We start from the raw sequence: 17,541 nt of genomic DNA, 5'->3' as shown, positions 1-17,541 counted from the left end.
TTATTATTTACATCGTCTCAATCAGGTAAACTTCTTCGACAAATCGTGCTGATTCGTGTTTGGTAATTTTTGGATGCTTTTCAGCCTCTTCATTGCTCTCTAGCTTAGTAATTTTGCAGCCTCGATAGAGCTCCTTCACCTCTGATTCAGGTACAGAAAATGGAGGCCCTGCCATAAGCTCCTGATCGTAATCGAGAGTGACAAGCAATATTCGTCCACCAGGCTTAAGCAACGATTTGAGCCGTTCTACATATTGCGCTCGCATTTCTTTAGGCAGAGCAACCAAAGAAGCACGATCATAAACGATATCAACAGGTTTGATTGGCGCAGAGAAATAATCTCCTACATAGATGGATAGCTCATCAAACTGAAACAGTTCATGCTGACCATTTATCGGCATAACCATTGGTGTGTAGAAGTGCTCTGCAAAGAAAGCGCGTACAGCAATATTGCTCAACTCTACCCCTTGCACATCCGAATGCTTAGTCGCAAGCCAGACTAAATCTTCTGACTTCCCGCACAAAGGAACAAACACATCATCGTCGTGACTTGGATTCGTGTGCTGCCAATACTTAATCAATAGCGGATTAACATCTTCTAGGTGAAAACCAATTTGGTTTGCCGCCCATTTACCGTGCCAAAACTCTGGGTCTTTCATGCTCTTTCTCTGTTACTGACTTTGTGGTGCATAGGCTACCTGAAAGCGATGGGAAGTGGTATATCAACTTAAACTCCTGTCTGAATACTTCATTCAGATTAGGTTCATTTTCAGTCTTTATACTTAGTTACATATTGAAGATGAACCTTTGAATAGGGCTGCACTCTAATTAAGCACCAAGGAAATGCGAGACTGTTCAAGCTTTTTTAAACAGTCTAAGGGAAAGCGATTGGAATCGCACAAAGAGCCCCCATTAACTATGTAGAGATGAGTAGCGCTAGTGATTGAAACCTTTTTCGACAACTTATTAGCTAAGCCCTACACATCTAAGGAGAGTGAATGAGCCTATTTCTGCGAACTACGGCCCTGATGCTTCTAATGCTCAGCCGTGCACCTGCATTTGCTGCTATTCCAACTGCGCCGGGTAACGAGGAAAACCGTTCTACGAACCAGAACGAAGTGTGTTCCAAAGCATTCAAACACAACCTAAGCGGCCTTTACGGCATTAAATCAATGTCGACGACTCCACTTCAGCCATACACCGATTTCGACGTGCTGTATAGCAAAGCGCACCAAGCCCAAGCTGAACTTGAAACCATCTGTAAAAGTACAGCCCTGCTCACTTCAACTGAATCTTTCTTCGCTGGCATTAAATCGTCTGACCGTGCAAAAGAAAAAGTTGCTTATGAACTTAATGGCCAAGCTGAGCGCATCACTGATCTAGCCCGCGCAACAATTGTCGCCGACGATATCGAAGGTTTGATGTCTGCATATGAAGTACTAAATCGCGAAACCACGGTTGTAAAAGTAAAAAACCGTTTTAAGAAACCCGCTGAGTCAGGTTACCGCGATTTGAACGTCTTAGTTCAGCTTCCAAAAACTAACTTAATTGCCGAAGTACAGCTTCACCTTAAAGCCATTGCTGACGTTAAAAGTGGTCCAGAACACGACATCTATAAACGCATTCAAAAGATTGAACGCGCCGCAGCAGTTGAGGCGCGAGACTACAACGAGTTTGAAATGGCACAAATTCGTAATATGCGCAGTGAGTCTAAAGAACTGTACCAAAATGCTTGGCAGCCATACATCACCACTCACCTAAGCGCGGCCTAATCACACTAAGCTTACCTGTTCGTACAGGTAAGCTTTTCCATTTAGCAAAGCTCTTCCTCTTAAACTATTGTTATCAAATAGATAATAAAAAAGTTGGGGGCAACCATGAGAGGAAAGCTTTGGCTATTGAGCTACTTAGTATTATTTCTACCTCTCCGCTGTGCCCTTGCAGCTGACGGCTACGGCCCACTACAAAGCTATACTCAATCCCCTCTCCATACCAATGTTCACTCCCCTCAGTTACGTTCTGGCTTCTCTTTAGATCCTGAAGAACAGGAAGTGTACATGTCTGGTACCATTGCTAGTGTCTGGGCGATCACCGCCACTTATGAACTCGATTATTACCAAAACCAACTCGCCATTGGCAGTAAATGGCAGCTCGATTCAAGTTGGCAAGTTGATCTACAATATCGTTGGAATTTCGCAGCCAACAATCACCTAGATAAACCGACGATGGCGTTTCATGAATTCGTTGGTATTGACCAAAATGGACGTGAAGATGTCGATCGACATAGGTTTGTTATCGATATGCCTAGCTATGGTGTTCAGGAAGAAGGATTTAGGGGAGAGACGTTAAGCAGCGCGTTAACAGGCTATATCCAGTATCAAGCTTTTGCCGATGACCACCACGGGCTATCATTTGGTGCTTCACTCTATTACAACGACACCAGTAATGGTCTATTTAGCGGTTCGAGATTTGAGCAAAGTGTACAAATTAATTATGGCTATGTTGAAGATAAACATGCTCTTGATACGACGGCTGCAATAACCATCAGAGATACGCCCACCGACTTTACACATATGCCCTATCGTAGCACTACCTGGACTCTGGGGTTAAGCTACCGTTACCAGTGGTTCGAAAACCACACTTTAATCGCTCAACTGGCGACACATCAAGGGCTAATAGATGATGGCGGAGAGTTTTCTAAACCCTCCACCGAGTTTACCTATGGCTATCGCTACACGTTACAAAACAGCGCCATCGAAATCACACTAGTCGAAAACATGTTTCACGCTGACAATAGTACCGATATCGCTATTGGCGTTGCGTATCGCTATCGTTTTGGCGCCAGTGCCTAAACCGAAAGAATGCGATTGACCGCTGAAGCAATCTCTGTATCTGAAGCATTTTGATTCAGCGAGAAAGAAATGTACTGGTCGCCACGCATACTCAACGAACGATCAACCTCAGCCAAGCAGTGCACCAATCCCCCTTCAAGCACAAACGAAAGCTCAATCTCTTTCTTATTGACAAAGCCATTGTTACGAAACTCAATTTCCTGGTAACACCCCGACTTAGAAGAAAAGTTACCACCGCGTAGAAAGCCCTTTTCCACATCAGCTTTCACCATACCAAATCCCGCTTGTTCAATTGCAGATAATACCTTAGCGACCACAGGTAGAGGTTTCACTTCAACAAAGTCTCGATCTTTAGGGTCAATGGCGAAATCAATATCTAACGTCGTTTCTAACCAAACGTGACACTGATTTTTAGCAGCGTTTAGAGCCGTAATCGGCGTTTCATCATCTAAACTCAGCTCGAACGGAACCTGTTTGGTTTCATTCGGTTGGATAACAAATGGTTGGACAGCTTCAAGCTTAGCCAAGACAAAATCTTGGTAGCTGGTACTTTCATCGCTCTCAACCTTCATTTCAGTACACAACTTTAGATTAATTGCGTCAATCTGTTGTTCGACATCACCACCTTGAATATGGACGTTGCCTCTTAGTGTTTCACCTTGAAAAACAGACAAGCTTTCTAGCACTGTATCTACCTTCGCTGCACCAATTCCCAATGAAGCTTTTAACTTTCCAAACATACTTTATCCTTATGATTCTATTGCAGTGATGATTTTGCTTACTGCGATGTATTTGGCAAGCCCTATGTTGAATACTCACAGAGAAAACGTGCGAAATACTCCAATTTGAAGCTCATTACCACTTAATTTCTTGCATTTATATAATAAATGTATAACCATTTGTATAGTCAATTTAAGAATCAGATCCCTATGAGTAATTCGCCTCTCTACCTGCAAATCAAAACCTACATTACTGAGCAAATCGAGCAAGGGATCTGGCCTATCGGTCACCGAATTACTACAGAGTTAGAGCTAACCAAACAGTTTAATGTCAGTCGGATGACGGTAAATAAAGCGATCCGTGATCTGGTTTCTGAAGGAAGGCTGGTAAGACGACCACGCCTAGGCACATTCGTTTGTGCTCCAGACGATAAAGCAGAATCTCCACTACTCGATATTCGAAATATCGCTAAAGAGGTCGAACAACGGGGTAAAGCTTACAGCAGTAAAGTTGTAACGCAAGTAGCGCTATCTGCAGATGATAATGTCGCCATGAAGTTAGGTGTCATGTTAGGTAGCCCTATTTTTTATAGTGAAATCATTCACTTTGAAGACAAGTCGCCGATTCAACTTGAAATTCGCTGGGTCAATGCGAACTACGCTCCTAACTATCTAGATCAAGACTTTTCAGAAATCACCCCGAACCAGTATCTTTCAGAAAACTGCCCTTTAAGTGCAATTGAACATACCGTCGAAGCGATCGTCGCTGATGAATCGGTTCGCTCGGCACTTCGTATCGGCGTCAATGAACCGTGCTTACTTCTTAACCGACGCACATGGAGTGAAGATAAGCTCGTCAGTACGGCATTACTCTACCACCCTGGGGCTCGGTACAAATTAAGCTCTAAGGTTCTTCTCTGATATGGCATTACATACTTTTTACCGATCACATTTTCGCAACATTACGCTTGATCAAAATCTATACTTGAATCAATATTTGTATATACATTTAATTTTTAGTACGGATTTTGAGCCTTATGAGCGATTTGGTATTGGTAAATGCAAAGCTAGTCACGATGACACACGACGTGGGTGGCTATGCGATTTCGCCACTTTGCAACATTTCCATCAAAAACGGACTGATTCAATCAATTACTCAAGAATCCATAGATCGTGAAACAACCTCGTCTAATCGCTATTTCGACTGCAAAGGCAAACTTGTCACACCCGGTTTTATTGATTGCCATACCCACCTTGTCTTCGCGGGCAGCCGTGCTGACGAATTTGAAAAACGTTTGCAAGGTGTGCCGTATCAGGAGATAGCCAAACAAGGTGGCGGCATTCTTTCTACTGTTCGCGCAACACGTCAAGCTAGTGAACAACAGTTAACAGAATTAGCACTGCCACGTTTAGATGGTCTGATTCAATCTGGCGTAACCTCGGTTGAGGTTAAATCAGGCTATGGGTTGACACTAAATGACGAACTAAAAATGCTTCGAGCAGCAAAAGCGTTAGAAGAGCACAGAAAAATTCGTGTTTCTACGACTTTACTCGCTGCACATGCTCTCCCACCCGAGTACTCGGGGCGTGCAGACGATTATATTGACTTTATCTGTCAGGAAATTATTCCTGCTGCCGCCGAAGAGGAGCTAGCGACCAGCGTAGACGTTTTTTGTGAGTCGATTGGTTTCAACCTCGCTCAAACAGAGAAAGTGTACCAAGCAGCGATTGAAAATGGACTCGCAATTAAAGGGCACACAGAGCAGTTGTCAAACCTTGGTGGCACAGCATTAACAGCAAAATATTCTGGCTTATCAGCCGATCATATTGAGTTTTTAGACGAGAGTGGTGTTGAAGCTTTGGCTCAATCCAACACTGTGGCAACCCTTCTACCGGGTGCATTTTACTTTCTAAAAGAGACACAATTGCCACCTATAGATTTACTTCGCAAACATAAAGTACCGATGGCAATCGCCACTGATTTGAACCCTGGCACGTCACCATTCGCAGATTTGACTATGATGATGAATATGGGTTGCATGTTATTTGGTTTAACACCGGAAGAAACCTTACGTGGCGTAACCAATCACGCAGCTCAAGCCCTCGGCTATGGTGAAAGCAGAGGTCAAATCAAACCAGGTTTTGATGCTGATCTCGCTATATGGGATGTGGCTCACCCAGCCGAGTTTAGCTATTTGCAAGGTGCGCCTCGTTTATCAGCTCGCCTTGTTACTGGAGAGCTCGATCATGTCTAATCATTTAACCACTAATCAAGAGTTTCATTGGCAAGGTCGCCACGACGCTGAGGATGGATCACAAGGTAAACGTGTCCATCATGTAATCAAACAAATTCAAGTGGATGAGCTTCAACCTTACCGTAATGCCGTTAGCATACTTGGTTTTTGTTGCGATGCTGGTGTCGTTCGTAACAAAGGCCGTGTTGGTGCCAAAAGGGCACCGGATCTGATTCGTCGTGCTCTTGCTAACATGGCATGGCACAGAGAAAGCGCATTGATCGATCTCGGTAATGTGGTTTGCGACGATGACCAGTTGGAGCAAAGCCAATCACACTGTGCCGACGTGATTGCTACCGCACTAAAATCTACACCTGTCATCATTCTTGGTGGTGGTCATGAAGTCGCTTGGGCATCGTTTCAAGGCCTTGCTGAGTACTTCGAATACCTCAATCCTGCTAAACCACCTAAGATTGGTATTATCAACTTCGATGCTCATTTTGATTTAAGAGCATTTGAATGTGAACACACAGACATAAAACCTAGCTCTGGCACGCCCTTCAACCAAATACAACATTACTGCGTGAAGAAAGATTGGCCGTTTCACTACGCTTGCCTAGGTGTCAGCCGAGCCAGCAATACCGAAGCCCTATTCCAGCGCGCAGATGAGTTGGGTGTTTGGTACATTGAAGACAAAGACCTAGCGCACTTAAATCATGTTTACCACCTTACACAATTGCAGCACTTTATCGACAAGTGTGACTACATTTATCTCACTATTGATTTAGATGTGTTTCCTGCTGCAACCGCTCCGGGCGTGAGTGCTCCGGCCGCGAGAGGAGTCAGTATGGATATGCTTGCTCCTTTTATCGACAGAATCTTACATTACAAACAAAAACTGGTGATTGCAGATATCGCAGAATACAACCCTACTTATGACGTTGACAGCCAGACCGCTCGTTTGGCCGCTCGACTTTGTTGGGATATTGCGAACGCTTTCTCCGAAAAATAACTAACCAGAAACGGTGGCATTTATGGGTGCTAGAAAGCGCCCTAGCCCCACGTTTGTCTGGATAACGTGAACCAAAAGGAGTCTTACCATGACACAGCGCCAAGTTGAAGAGATGCGCCTCGATACAAGTAGAACTATTCGCGCCCCACACGGCTCGGAATTGAGAGCAAAATCTTGGCTCACAGAAGCACCACTTCGTATGCTGATGAACAACCTAGATCCTGATGTTGCAGAACATCCTCACGCTTTGGTTGTGTATGGTGGTATTGGTCGCGCAGCACGTAATTGGGAGTGCTATGACAAAATCATTGAAGTCTTGGAAAGATTGGAAGATGACCAAACCCTACTTGTGCAGTCTGGTAAACCTGTCGGTGTTTTCCCAACTCACAAGAACGCACCACGAGTTTTAATTGCCAACTCGAACCTCGTTCCTCACTGGGCAAACTGGGAGCACTTCAATCAGCTCGACAAAGAAGGTTTGATGATGTACGGCCAGATGACGGCAGGCAGTTGGATCTACATTGGCTCTCAGGGCATTGTTCAAGGCACTTACGAGACTTTTGTTTCTGTTGCTAAGAAGCACTTCGACGGCGAAGCAAAAGGTCGCTGGGTGTTAACTGGGGGTCTTGGTGGCATGGGTGGCGCTCAGCCTCTGGCTGCAACTATGGCGGGTTTCTCAATGATCGCTGTAGAGTGTGATGAGTCGCGTATCGATTACCGTTTGCGCACAGGTTATGTCGATAAAAAAGCCACAAGTCTAGACGAAGCACTGGCGATCATCTATGAATCAGAAACACCAGTATCTGTTGGTCTACTAGGCAACGCAGCAGATGTATTCCCAGAATTAGTAGAACGCAATATCACGCCAGATGTCGTCACGGATCAAACCTCTGCGCACGACCCACTAAACGGCTACTTACCTATCGGTTGGTCTATGGAGCATGCCGCAGAAATGCGCCTCAAAGACGAAGCGATGGTTGTCGACGCAGCGAAAGAGTCGATGGCTATTCAAGTTAAAGCTATGTTGACTCTGCAAAACCGTGGTGCAGCAACTCTAGATTATGGTAATAACATTCGCCAAATGGCTTTAGAGAAAGGCGTGGAAAACGCATTTGACTTCCCAGGTTTCGTGCCGGCATATATCCGCCCGTTGTTCTGCGAAGGTATTGGTCCGTTCCGCTGGGCAGCACTGTCTGGTGATCCTGAAGATATTTACAAGACAGACCAAAAAGTAAAGGAGCTAATTCCAGATAACCCGCATCTACACAACTGGCTTGATATGGCACGTGAGCGTATTCAGTTCCAAGGGCTCCCTGCACGTATTTGCTGGGTTGGTCTGAAAGATCGCGAGCGTCTAGGCCAAGCATTCAATGAGATGGTGAAAAACGGTGAGCTAAAAGCGCCAGTTGTCATTGGCCGTGACCACCTAGATTCAGGCTCGGTTGCCAGCCCTAACCGTGAAACCGAAGGCATGATGGATGGCTCAGATGCAGTATCTGACTGGCCGCTACTAAATGCCCTGCTAAACACAGCAGGCGGTGCCACCTGGGTATCACTGCACCACGGTGGCGGTGTCGGTATGGGCTTCTCTCAGCACTCTGGTATGGTGATCTGTTGTGATGGCAGCCAAGATGCATCTGAACGCATTGCACGTGTTCTGCACAATGACCCTGCCACTGGTGTTATGCGCCATGCTGATGCAGGCTACGACATTGCTAAACAGTGTGCCTCTGAACAGAAACTTGACCTGCCAATGCTCAACGAAGAACTGCGTAAGCTGAAATAAGGATTATGAAGATGTTAAACTTAACCTTACAACCGGGGCAGCTTAGCCTTTCTGTACTGCGCCAAGTGAGTCGCTCACCGATCAATCTAGCGTTAGACCCAGAAGCATTTCCGGCGATTGAGCAGAGTACTCAAGTCGTAGAGCAAGTGATCGCTGAAGATCGCACTGTCTACGGCATTAATACGGGTTTTGGTTTGTTGGCAAACACTCGCATTGCACCAGAAGATTTGGAAACACTGCAAAAGAGTATCGTCCTTTCTCATGCAGCAGGCATCGGCAAGTTTATGTCTGATGAAACCGTCAGACTGATGATGGTGCTGAAAATCAATAGCTTGTCTCGCGGTTACTCAGGTATCCGTTTGAAAGTCATCCAAGCATTGATCGACTTAGTTAACTCACAAGTTTACCCTTGTGTGCCACAAAAAGGCTCAGTCGGTGCTTCAGGTGACTTGGCGCCACTCGCCCATATGAGCACGGTGTTGCTTGGTGAGGGGCAAGCTCGTCACAATGGTAAAATTATCTCAGGTATTGAAGCGCTTAAAATTGCAGGATTAGAGCCTATCACACTTGCTCCTAAGGAGGGTCTAGCCCTTCTCAATGGTACTCAAGCATCCACTGCTTTCGCTTTAGAAGGCCTGTTCGCAGCGGAAGACTTGTTTGCCTCAGCCACTGTGTGTGGCGCGATGTCTGTTGAAGCAGCTTTAGGCAGCCGTCGTCCATTTGACCCACGTATTCATCGCGTTCGCGGCCATCGAGGGCAAATGGATGCAGCAACCGCTTATCGCCACCTGCTTGATGTGAATAGTGAAATTGGCCAGTCTCACACCGCCTGTGAGAAAGTTCAAGATCCATACTCACTTCGTTGTCAGCCTCAGGTCATGGGCGCTTGCTTGCAGCAGATCCGTAACGCTGCTGATATTTTGCAAGTTGAAGCTAACTCCGTTTCTGATAACCCATTAGTATTTGCGGAAGATGGCGACATTATCTCGGGAGGTAACTTCCACGCCGAACCTGTTGCTATGGCTGCAGATAATCTCGCTCTCGCGATTGCAGAAGTAGGCAGCTTGTCAGAGCGTCGCATGGCTCTGCTGATTGATAGTGCGTTGAGCAAACTTCCACCATTCTTAGTAGACAATGGCGGCGTAAACTCTGGCTTTATGATTGCGCAGGTGACTTCTGCGGCACTAGCGAGTGAAAACAAGACGCTGGCACACCCAGCCTCTGTTGATAGCGTACCTACCTCAGCAAACCAAGAAGATCATGTTTCGATGGCAACCTTTGCAGGCCGACGCTTACGTGACATGGCAGAGAACACCCGTGGCATCTTGGCTGTCGAGTACTTGTCGGCCGCTCAAGGGTTAGATTTCAGAGCGCCAAATAAGTCTTCTGCTCGCATTGAAGAAGCAAAGCAGATTCTGCGTGAAAAAGTAACGTTCTACGATAAAGACCGCTACTTCGCACCAGACATTGAAGCTGCCAACGCGCTTCTAAAACTCGCGGTGCACAATCACCTAATGCCAGAGGCAATTCTACCTAGCTTAACTGTAAACTAATCACCGTTATATAAGCGAAAGCCCTACTCATTTCACTCAATGAGTAGGGCTTTTTGTTTGTATAGGCATTATATCCAACGCCTAACTCGCTGTTTATAATCTAAATACTCGGCGCCAAATAGTGTTTCTAATGCGCGTTCCTCAGGCAGGATTTGAAAACGATTCATATACAAGACAAAACCATAGCTAAAGACAATTGCCGCCAAATTTTTTTGCCAGTAAGCAAAACCAAACAGCAGAAGAAACAAACCGAGGTACATCGGGTTGCGGCTGTAGCCAAAGATTCCCGAATCAACCACGGAAGAGGCCGTTTCTACCTTGATCGGATTCACTGTGGTTTTCGCTCGCTTAAACTCATACACCCCGCCTAATCCCGCAATGCCTGCGGCTAAAAAACACAATCCGAAAATAATTGAATTGAAGGGCAAACCGACTTTAAAGACCAGAAACTCATGACTGATATGATTAATCACCACAAAGAACAGCAAAAACAGAGCAACAGGGGGGATCTTCCTTTCAAGCATATCCATTAGTCTTCCTCGATTTGTAGCGCTACAAATAAAATAGCTCAGCCAATTGGACTGAGCTATTAATTTTAGACTATCTGCAGCAAAGCTTGCAGTGGGTGTTTCACTTTGACCTCTTCAAAGCGCTTTACTTGGCTTCGGCATGAGTAACCAGTAATCAAGCAACGCTCTTTGGGCAAGTCTTGTAAACTAGGCTTCCAGCTAAGGCCATATATATCTTTCGACATTTGCAGCTTATCGACTTCATGACCGAAAGTTCCTGCCATACCACAACAACCCACAGGTACCGTATCTAGCCTTGCGCCAAAGTGAGCAAATATCGCCCCCCACTCTTTCTCGGCATTTGGCATCTTGGTTTTTTCGGTACAATGAGCAAATAGATACCAAGGTTCTTGACCATTTGGCGGCTGTTTATCCAATTCACTCAACTTAGGTCCAAGCCATTCATGAACAGTGAGGACTTGGAAATCACCGCGCTTATCACCCAACACTTCTTGGTATTCATCGCGATAGCAGAGCACTAATGCAGGGTCTACACCTACTAACGGGATACCGATATCAGCTACCTGCTGTAAAAAGGCAGCGGTACTTTTCGCATTAACAGCAAACTGTTTTAAGAAGCCTTTAATGTGCTGGGCTTTGCCATTGGGTTTAAATGGAAGTAATACGGGCGTCTTCCCGAGTTTAGTAACCAAAGAGGCAAAATCTTCGACAACTTGGGCATCGTAGTAACTGGTAAACGGGTCTTGAACAATCACGACATGATCGGCTTTGTCTTCTTTTGACAACGCAGCAAGATCTTGCAGATCAAATGACTTAAGTGACGACAGTCTTTTAGAGAGCGTGGGTACTGAAAGTAAAGGAGAATCCACGTAACCGACTGATTTTGCAGTTAAATCTTGAACCCACCTTTGCTTCAACGCACCATTAACCAATTTGGGTGCTTTTGCCAATATAGGCAACAGAGACTCTATATTAGCGACCAAGTAATCTTTAGCAGGACGCTGATAACGCGAGTAATAGATATTTAAAAATCGCGAACGGAAGCTAGGCACATCCACTTTAATTGGACACTGACTTGCACACGCTTTGCAGGCTAAACAACCGTTCATCGCTTCATAGACTTCATGAGAGAAGTCATACTCATGTCGCTTGTTTATGTTGTTGCGCACTCGTTCAATCATGGTTTTGATTGAAGCGCTTCCTTCAAGCACCTGCTTTTCTAGGTCAAGGATATCGATCCCCTGCTCTGTTAACTGACGTAACCATTCTCGAACTAAACCAGCACGGCCTTTTGGAGAATGCCTGCGGTCTGCTGTCACCTTCATTGAAGGGCACATTGGTGATGACGTGTCGTAGTTAAAGCACAAGCCGTTGCCGTTACACTCCATCGCTTGCTTAAAGCTGTCGCGCACTTGAACATCGATCTGACGGTCAAAGTATCCGCGCTTAGTATCGGTGACTTTCACCAGCGCTTCGGTACTTTCTAGAGGCGTACAGATCTTACCCGGATTCATCTTGTTATGAGGATCAAACGCCGCTTTCACTCGGCGTAGCTCGGTAAACAGCTCTTCACCAAAAAACTCAGGACCGTATTCGGAACGATATCCCTTACCGTGCTCACCCCACATCAAGCCACCGTATTTCGCCACCAGCTTAACCACCTCATCGGAGATTTCGTGCATCAGGCTTTCTTGCTTTGGATCGCACAGATCAAGTGCAGGTCGAACATGAAGGACACCTGCATCGACGTGACCAAACATACCGTAATTGAGAGATTTAGCATCAAGAAGCTCGCGGAACTCAACAATAAAATCAGCGAGGTTTTCTGGTGGAACACAGGTATCTTCTGCAAACGCCACAGGTTTTGCGCGTCCTTTGGCGGCACCCAGTAAACCCACTGCTTTTTTACGCATGTTGTAGATACGGCCAATACTAGCAATATCACTACATACTTGATAACCAATAATACCTGCTTCGCTGCTTTCAAGCATAGTTTCAAGGCGATCTGTCAATGCTTTAACCTGTTGTTCAACTTCCTGAACATCTTGACCAGCAAATTCAACCATATTGATCCCTTGCATATCTTTGCCGGGAACATCGGTTAATAGATCACTGACTGTATGCCAAACAATGTCTTGCTTGGCTAAATTAAGCACTCGCGAGTCGACGGTTTCAACAGACAACGCATTAGCCTCAACCATAAAGGGGGCATTACGTAGAGCAGAGTCAAAGCTATTGTACTTAACGTTGACCAAGGTACGTGCTTTCGGAATTGGAGTCAGATTAAGTTTGGCTTCAGTAATAAAAGCAAGAGAGCCTTCCGCACCACAAAGTACGCGCGTTAAATCAAACTTATCTGCATGGGTATCCAACGCATTCTTTAAGTCATAACCGGTTAAAAAGCGGTTTAACGGCGGAAATTTTTCATCAATTTGAGGACGTTTTTCTCGGCAAACCTTTTCGGTGACGTGGAAAGCTTCAAAAGCGTTCTCCCCTTCCAGAGGCATTCCACTGGATAAGTCAGATTCTAAACATGAGCCATCGGCAAATACCGCTTGAAGAGAAAGAACATGATCAGACGTTTTGCCATACTTAAGAGACCCTTGACCAGAGGCATCGGTGTTGATCATACCGCCTAACGTCGCACGGTTACTAGTCGACAAGTCTGGCGAGAAGAAATAACCGAATGGCCTAACCGCATCATTGAGCTGGTCTTTAATAATGCCCGTTTGGACTCTAACCCAGCCTTCTTTCTCGTTAATCTCTAGAACCTTGTTCATATGACGAGACAAATCAACCACGATGCCCTTCGTTAAAGACTGGCCGTTTGTGCCTGTACCACCACCACGCGGTGAAAACTTGATTCGTTCAAACTGAGATTGAGTACTAAGCTTACCTATAAGTGAAACATCTTCGGTAGTTTTAGGATGCACAACTGCTTGAGGTAACTGTTGGTAAACGCTGTTATCGGTGGAGACAGCTAAGCGACTAGAAAACTGGCTTTCGATGTCACCACTAAACCCAGCGGCTTTAAGTTGTTCGAGAAAGGTGAGTACGATCGGATCCACATCCGATTGTGAATGTAATCTTGGTAACATTTGCTTCCTGCCCCCTACGACGCTGATCCAATCAGCAGTGGGTTTGCTTCAGTTTAAAAACTATTATTTGAGTCAGGTCACTTTACAACATTTAAAAGGGTGATCAAAACAGAAATGCAGTGTCAGAATGGAACTTATCGCATTTTTTTCCCACACTTAAAGAAATTGGATTAAATTTAAGTGTCTCTTATGAGCGAATCATCAATGAAAAAAAATAAAGTCATCACAACAGAAGATATTCTTTTGAAATTGTGCCAGTCCGTTTCTGGCGTTTTAACCTCTGCAACTAGCTCGCAAGTTTCGTACTCAGCAATGGTACAAAAGATTACCAAAACAAGCTTAAAGCCTGACTTTGGTTGTTTCGTACTATTTGATGGAGGATTTTCGGGCTTAGTCGTTATCAACTTCACCTCTAAAGCCGCCCTAGAGGTCTACACCAACTACATGCGCAATATGGGTATGCCTGAAGAAGAGCTTGCTGTTTTGCATACATCAGACGAAGTGGCAGATGTGCTCGGCGAACTGATGAACCAATTGGTTGGTCACTTCACCAACCAAGTACGTAAAGACCTTCAAACTCACATTACCCAGAACCAACCAAAGATGCTTTCTTTGAACAAGCAGGTAAACCTGTCTGTCGACACCAACCTAGATCGTCCTCAGGCGCGTCGTGTAACCTTCTCTACAGAGCAAGGCAACATTTTTTATCTAGAGTTAGCAATGGATAAAACCGAATTTATTCAGCTAGAAGAATTTGAAGCAACTGAAGATGAATGCCCGGATGATATCTTGGAGCAAGCTCAACAAAAGATGAAAGCAAAGACCGACAAAAAAGAAGAGAAACAAGACAGCAACGCTAACGACCTACTCGACGAACTAGGCATCTAACTTAGCGATTAACTTTTCACTTCAATAAGAATGCCATCGAACACTCGGTGGCATTGTCAATTCTCAATATCTTGAATTCTCAGCTTATAACTACAACTCATTTCCGTTTTGAGCCTGAAAGCGGTAAAATGTCCGACTTTGCTAAATTAGTGAGATTTGATGCGGTCGATGGATAAACAAAAAGCCCTCAAGAAAATTGCCAAATGTTTAGAGCTTGGTAACTCTGCTAACGTCAACGAAGCGGCGAATGCAATCAAGATGGCGCACCGCTTGATGCTGAAGTACGGCCTCGATAAAGACGATATCGAGTTTATCAAGATGGGCAAAACCCAGTCGACGCATCTACTACCAGCCAATGTTGGCTCAAACATCTTAAGAATCATCCGTGGTATTAATACCAAGTTTGGAGTCGAAGCCGTTTTGCTAAACCATAAAGGCTTAAAACGAGTTGAGTTCATCGGCGAAGCCGACCGAGCAATCTTTGCCGCGTTTGCCTTTGATATTGTTTACCGAGAAATGAACGAGCAAACGGGCCGCTTTCGCAATGGTTTTGCGGGCTCTGGCACACCAACGGCTGAAGTGACTCGTCGTGTTAACTCTTTCTTATCTGGCTGGGTTGAAGGGGCATTAGAGAAACTACCTATCATCAGCCCTGATGAAGAGTCGGCAAAAAAGATCGATGATTACATCGATAAAGAGTTTCAAAATATCGACCGTGAAACATTTAAGCAGCAACTAAGAGAAGCAATGAAGAACCTAACCGAAGATTATGAAGTCGGTCTGAAAAAGGGTCGCACTGTTTCTGTCAACCGTCCAATCAACGGTGCTCAAGCACCAAAAATGCTCAGATAGAGCAAGCTTTGTTCACCCACCGTTAATATTCAGTCAATTAATCTTTTCTGCGTTGACATAACGAATGCCATGGGTTTTATTCATGGCATTCAACGACCAGACTCTCTTCTCTGGCAAATAACAATGATACACGGAGATGTTATTGTGAAAAAGATTACGGCTGCTTTAGCCATCGCAATTGCCCTTTCAGGCTGCCAAGCCACTCAACGCCAAAACGCAACAACTGGTGAAACCGAGACCAATTCAACAGCGCAAGGTGCACTCATCGGTGCCATCGCTGGCGCAGCGGTTGGACTGGCAACAGGTGATGATGCAAAAGAGCGTCGACAGCACGCTTTAATTGGCGCTGCGGGTGGTGCTGCGGTTGGTGGTGGTATTGGTTACTACTTTGATCAACAAGAAGCGGCACTGCGTAAAGAGCTTTTAGATTCTGGTGTGCAAGTCGAACGCGTGGGTGAGAATCAACTGCTACTAAGACTAGAAAATGGCATCGGTTTTCAGACCAGCTCATATCAGCTTGATCCAAGCATTCATAAAACCCTTCGCGGCGTCGCACGTATATTGATTGAGTACCCAGAAACTAGCCTTGTGATTGATGGTCATACCGATAGCACTGGTAGTGATACCACAAACCAGATCTTGTCAGAACGCCGTGCAGAATCGGTGCGCTCATACCTAATTTCACAAGGTGTAGCAACAGGTCGCGCCGTCGCTCGCGGCAATGGTGAACGCTACCCTTTATGTAGCAATAGCACTTCCGAAGGACGAGCTTGTAACCGACGAGTAGAAATTCAGATATTGCCCCTCAAATAGGACATTGACTCCTCTACTAGAAATGGCTTCAACGGAAGCCATTTTTTATTTGGCATGCGGAATTACGACAATAATTGTCTATTTTTTCTGGTCAATTGATATACTTAGCAAATACAACCATTTTACCTTAGTAACTAGAGGCTGATTTGCGAATCTTACCCCTTCTACTCCTTGCGTATTCTTCGATAAGTTTTGCTCAAACAGTAGAAGAGCTTACCCAGAGTGCCCGAAACAATAATGTCCATGCCCAACTAGAGCTTGCCGAACGATACTCAAAAGGACAAGGTATTGAACAGTCAGATTCCGAGGCATTCTATTGGTATCAGCAAGCTGCGGACAACGGGAGTGATGCGGCAGCTGGAAACCTAGGCCGAGCATACTATAAAGGACTAGGCACAAAAATAGACATCGAAAACGCGATATTTTGGCTTAGCAAAGCAGCAATATCTGGTGATAAGCAAGCCCCATTGCTACTGGGCCAGCTGTACGAACAAACCACAGAACAACCCGATAATCTCGATCTAGCCGAACTTTGGTACGAGCAAGCGGCGAAAGAAAACCCACAAGCAGAAAAAGATTATGCTCGCGTACTCGAGCAACAGTTTAATAATCGTAGAGCCAAGCAAGTTGCCGCTATCGATCAGTTAGAAGTCGCCTTTGATCACCAAGATATCGAGTTAAGCCCCAAAGCCAAGTCACTGGCTCACCATGAACAAACGAAAAATACGTCTTTATACGCTTTGTTGGCCATCATCGTTCTTTCCAGTGCAATCATATTTTGGCTGCTTCGATCCAATCGCACTTTAAGAGCACTGAATAGCACCTCTGATTCAGACGCCCAGAGGCAGCAACTCAAACTTGATAGAGAGCTGCGACGTAAAAATGACACCCTAAAACAGCAAAAACGTCAAATGGAAGCGATGTATCGGCATATTAAAAAGCTACAAGCCCAACCTAAACAAAGCGCCAAGCAGCCGGCTTCTGCGCAGGACAAGCCCATCGCTTTAGCTTGCACCCTATTTGGGTTTAACCCAACCAAAATTCCAGACGAGAAACAAATCAAACTGCGCTACAAGCAATTGTCGAAGGTGTATCATCCAGATCTAAAAGGTAGCGAAGAGGAAATGAAACGCTTAAACCAAGCGCTAAAAGTCATCCTAAAACACGTTAACAAATAGTTACACTTCCATTGGGGTTTAATTCTC

15 protein-coding genes are annotated in these 17,541 nt (G+C 45.2%); 11 read left to right on the top strand and 4 right to left on the bottom strand.

Translation table 11 applies throughout. From position 1 onward, the window contains the following. Positions 1 to 7: 7 nt before the first annotated feature. A complete protein-coding gene (locus ZX61_RS06935; protein ID WP_049843956.1) occupies positions 8 to 658 on the bottom strand; it encodes a thiopurine S-methyltransferase in 651 nt (216 codons plus the stop codon). 339 nt (positions 659 to 997) lie between these two features. Here ZX61_RS06935 and ZX61_RS06930 point away from each other — a divergent pair, with 339 nt between their 5' ends. Both ZX61_RS06930 and ZX61_RS06925 read left to right on the top strand, forming a co-directional pair. Continuing rightward, a complete protein-coding gene (locus ZX61_RS06930) occupies positions 998 to 1,771 on the top strand; it encodes a RelA/SpoT domain-containing protein (RefSeq protein ID WP_049843955.1) in 774 nt (257 codons plus the stop codon). A gap of 105 nt (positions 1,772 to 1,876) precedes the next feature. Next, positions 1,877 to 2,851: a DUF3187 family protein gene (locus ZX61_RS06925; RefSeq protein WP_049843954.1), complete on the top strand. Its 975-nt coding sequence runs from the start codon at positions 1,877 to 1,879 to the stop codon at positions 2,849 to 2,851. Here the strand turns inward: ZX61_RS06925 and ZX61_RS06920 are convergent. Continuing rightward, positions 2,848 to 3,591, bottom strand: coding sequence for a sporulation protein (locus ZX61_RS06920; RefSeq protein WP_049843953.1), 744 nt, complete (start codon positions 3,589 to 3,591; stop codon positions 2,848 to 2,850). The genes ZX61_RS06925 and ZX61_RS06920 overlap by 4 nt on opposite strands. A 189-nt stretch (positions 3,592 to 3,780) precedes the next feature. Between ZX61_RS06920 and hutC the strand changes: the two genes are divergently transcribed. The 5 genes from hutC to hutH all read left to right on the top strand — a co-directional run bounded on the left by hutC (position 3,781) and on the right by hutH (position 10,155). Then, the gene (gene hutC / locus ZX61_RS06915; protein ID WP_049843952.1) at positions 3,781 to 4,491 is read left to right on the top strand and encodes a histidine utilization repressor; all 711 of its coding nucleotides are present in this window, start codon (positions 3,781 to 3,783) and stop codon (positions 4,489 to 4,491) included. Positions 4,492 to 4,607: 116 nt separating this feature from the next. After that, on the top strand, positions 4,608 to 5,825 hold the full coding sequence (gene hutI / locus ZX61_RS06910; protein ID WP_049843951.1) for an imidazolonepropionase: 1,218 nt from the start codon (positions 4,608 to 4,610) through the stop codon (positions 5,823 to 5,825). Beyond that, on the top strand, positions 5,818 to 6,816 hold the full coding sequence (hutG, locus tag ZX61_RS06905; protein WP_049843950.1) for a formimidoylglutamase: 999 nt from the start codon (positions 5,818 to 5,820) through the stop codon (positions 6,814 to 6,816). Before hutI ends, hutG begins: the two co-directional genes overlap by 8 nt. A gap of 88 nt (positions 6,817 to 6,904) precedes the next feature. Beyond that, positions 6,905 to 8,602, top strand: a complete 1,698-nt coding sequence (gene hutU / locus ZX61_RS06900) for a urocanate hydratase (RefSeq protein ID WP_049843949.1) — start codon at positions 6,905 to 6,907, stop codon at positions 8,600 to 8,602. Positions 8,603 to 8,613: 11 nt separating this feature from the next. Beyond that, positions 8,614 to 10,155 (top strand): histidine ammonia-lyase, encoded by a 1,542-nt coding sequence (gene hutH, locus ZX61_RS06895; RefSeq protein WP_049843948.1) that lies wholly within the window; start codon positions 8,614 to 8,616, stop codon positions 10,153 to 10,155. A 68-nt stretch (positions 10,156 to 10,223) separates the two neighbouring features. Here the strand turns inward: hutH and ZX61_RS06890 are convergent, their stop codons facing one another. Together ZX61_RS06890 and ydiJ are read right to left on the bottom strand one after the other, a co-directional pair. Beyond that, the gene (locus tag ZX61_RS06890; protein WP_049843947.1) at positions 10,224 to 10,685 is read right to left on the bottom strand and encodes a methyltransferase family protein; all 462 of its coding nucleotides are present in this window, start codon (positions 10,683 to 10,685) and stop codon (positions 10,224 to 10,226) included. 65 nt (positions 10,686 to 10,750) lie between these two features. Then, entirely contained in the window at positions 10,751 to 13,783 is a 3,033-nt protein-coding gene (ydiJ, locus tag ZX61_RS06885) for a D-2-hydroxyglutarate dehydrogenase YdiJ (protein ID WP_049843946.1), read from the bottom strand. A gap of 204 nt (positions 13,784 to 13,987) precedes the next feature. Between ydiJ and ZX61_RS06880 the strand changes: the two genes are divergently transcribed. The 4 genes from ZX61_RS06880 (at position 13,988) to ZX61_RS06865 (ending at position 17,514) form a co-directional block, all read left to right on the top strand. Next, positions 13,988 to 14,671 (top strand): DUF3334 family protein, encoded by a 684-nt coding sequence (locus ZX61_RS06880; protein ID WP_049843945.1) that lies wholly within the window; start codon positions 13,988 to 13,990, stop codon positions 14,669 to 14,671. Between the two features lie 168 nt (positions 14,672 to 14,839). Then, complete coding sequence (locus ZX61_RS06875; RefSeq protein ID WP_049843944.1) at positions 14,840 to 15,523, top strand: DUF2786 domain-containing protein; 684 nt, start codon at positions 14,840 to 14,842, stop codon at positions 15,521 to 15,523. Between the two features lie 144 nt (positions 15,524 to 15,667). Continuing rightward, complete coding sequence (locus ZX61_RS06870; RefSeq protein ID WP_049844107.1) at positions 15,668 to 16,336, top strand: OmpA family protein; 669 nt, start codon at positions 15,668 to 15,670, stop codon at positions 16,334 to 16,336. Between the two features lie 146 nt (positions 16,337 to 16,482). Then, positions 16,483 to 17,514: an SEL1-like repeat protein gene (locus ZX61_RS06865; RefSeq protein WP_049843943.1), complete on the top strand. Its 1,032-nt coding sequence runs from the start codon at positions 16,483 to 16,485 to the stop codon at positions 17,512 to 17,514. The last annotated feature ends 27 nt before the right edge of the window (positions 17,515 to 17,541 follow it).

This window comes from Vibrio sp. VPAP30 (genome assembly GCF_001188205.1).
Taxonomy (GTDB): Bacteria; Pseudomonadota; Gammaproteobacteria; order Enterobacterales; family Vibrionaceae; genus Vibrio; species Vibrio bivalvicida.
This window is presented reverse-complemented; position numbering and strand designations above follow the sequence as displayed.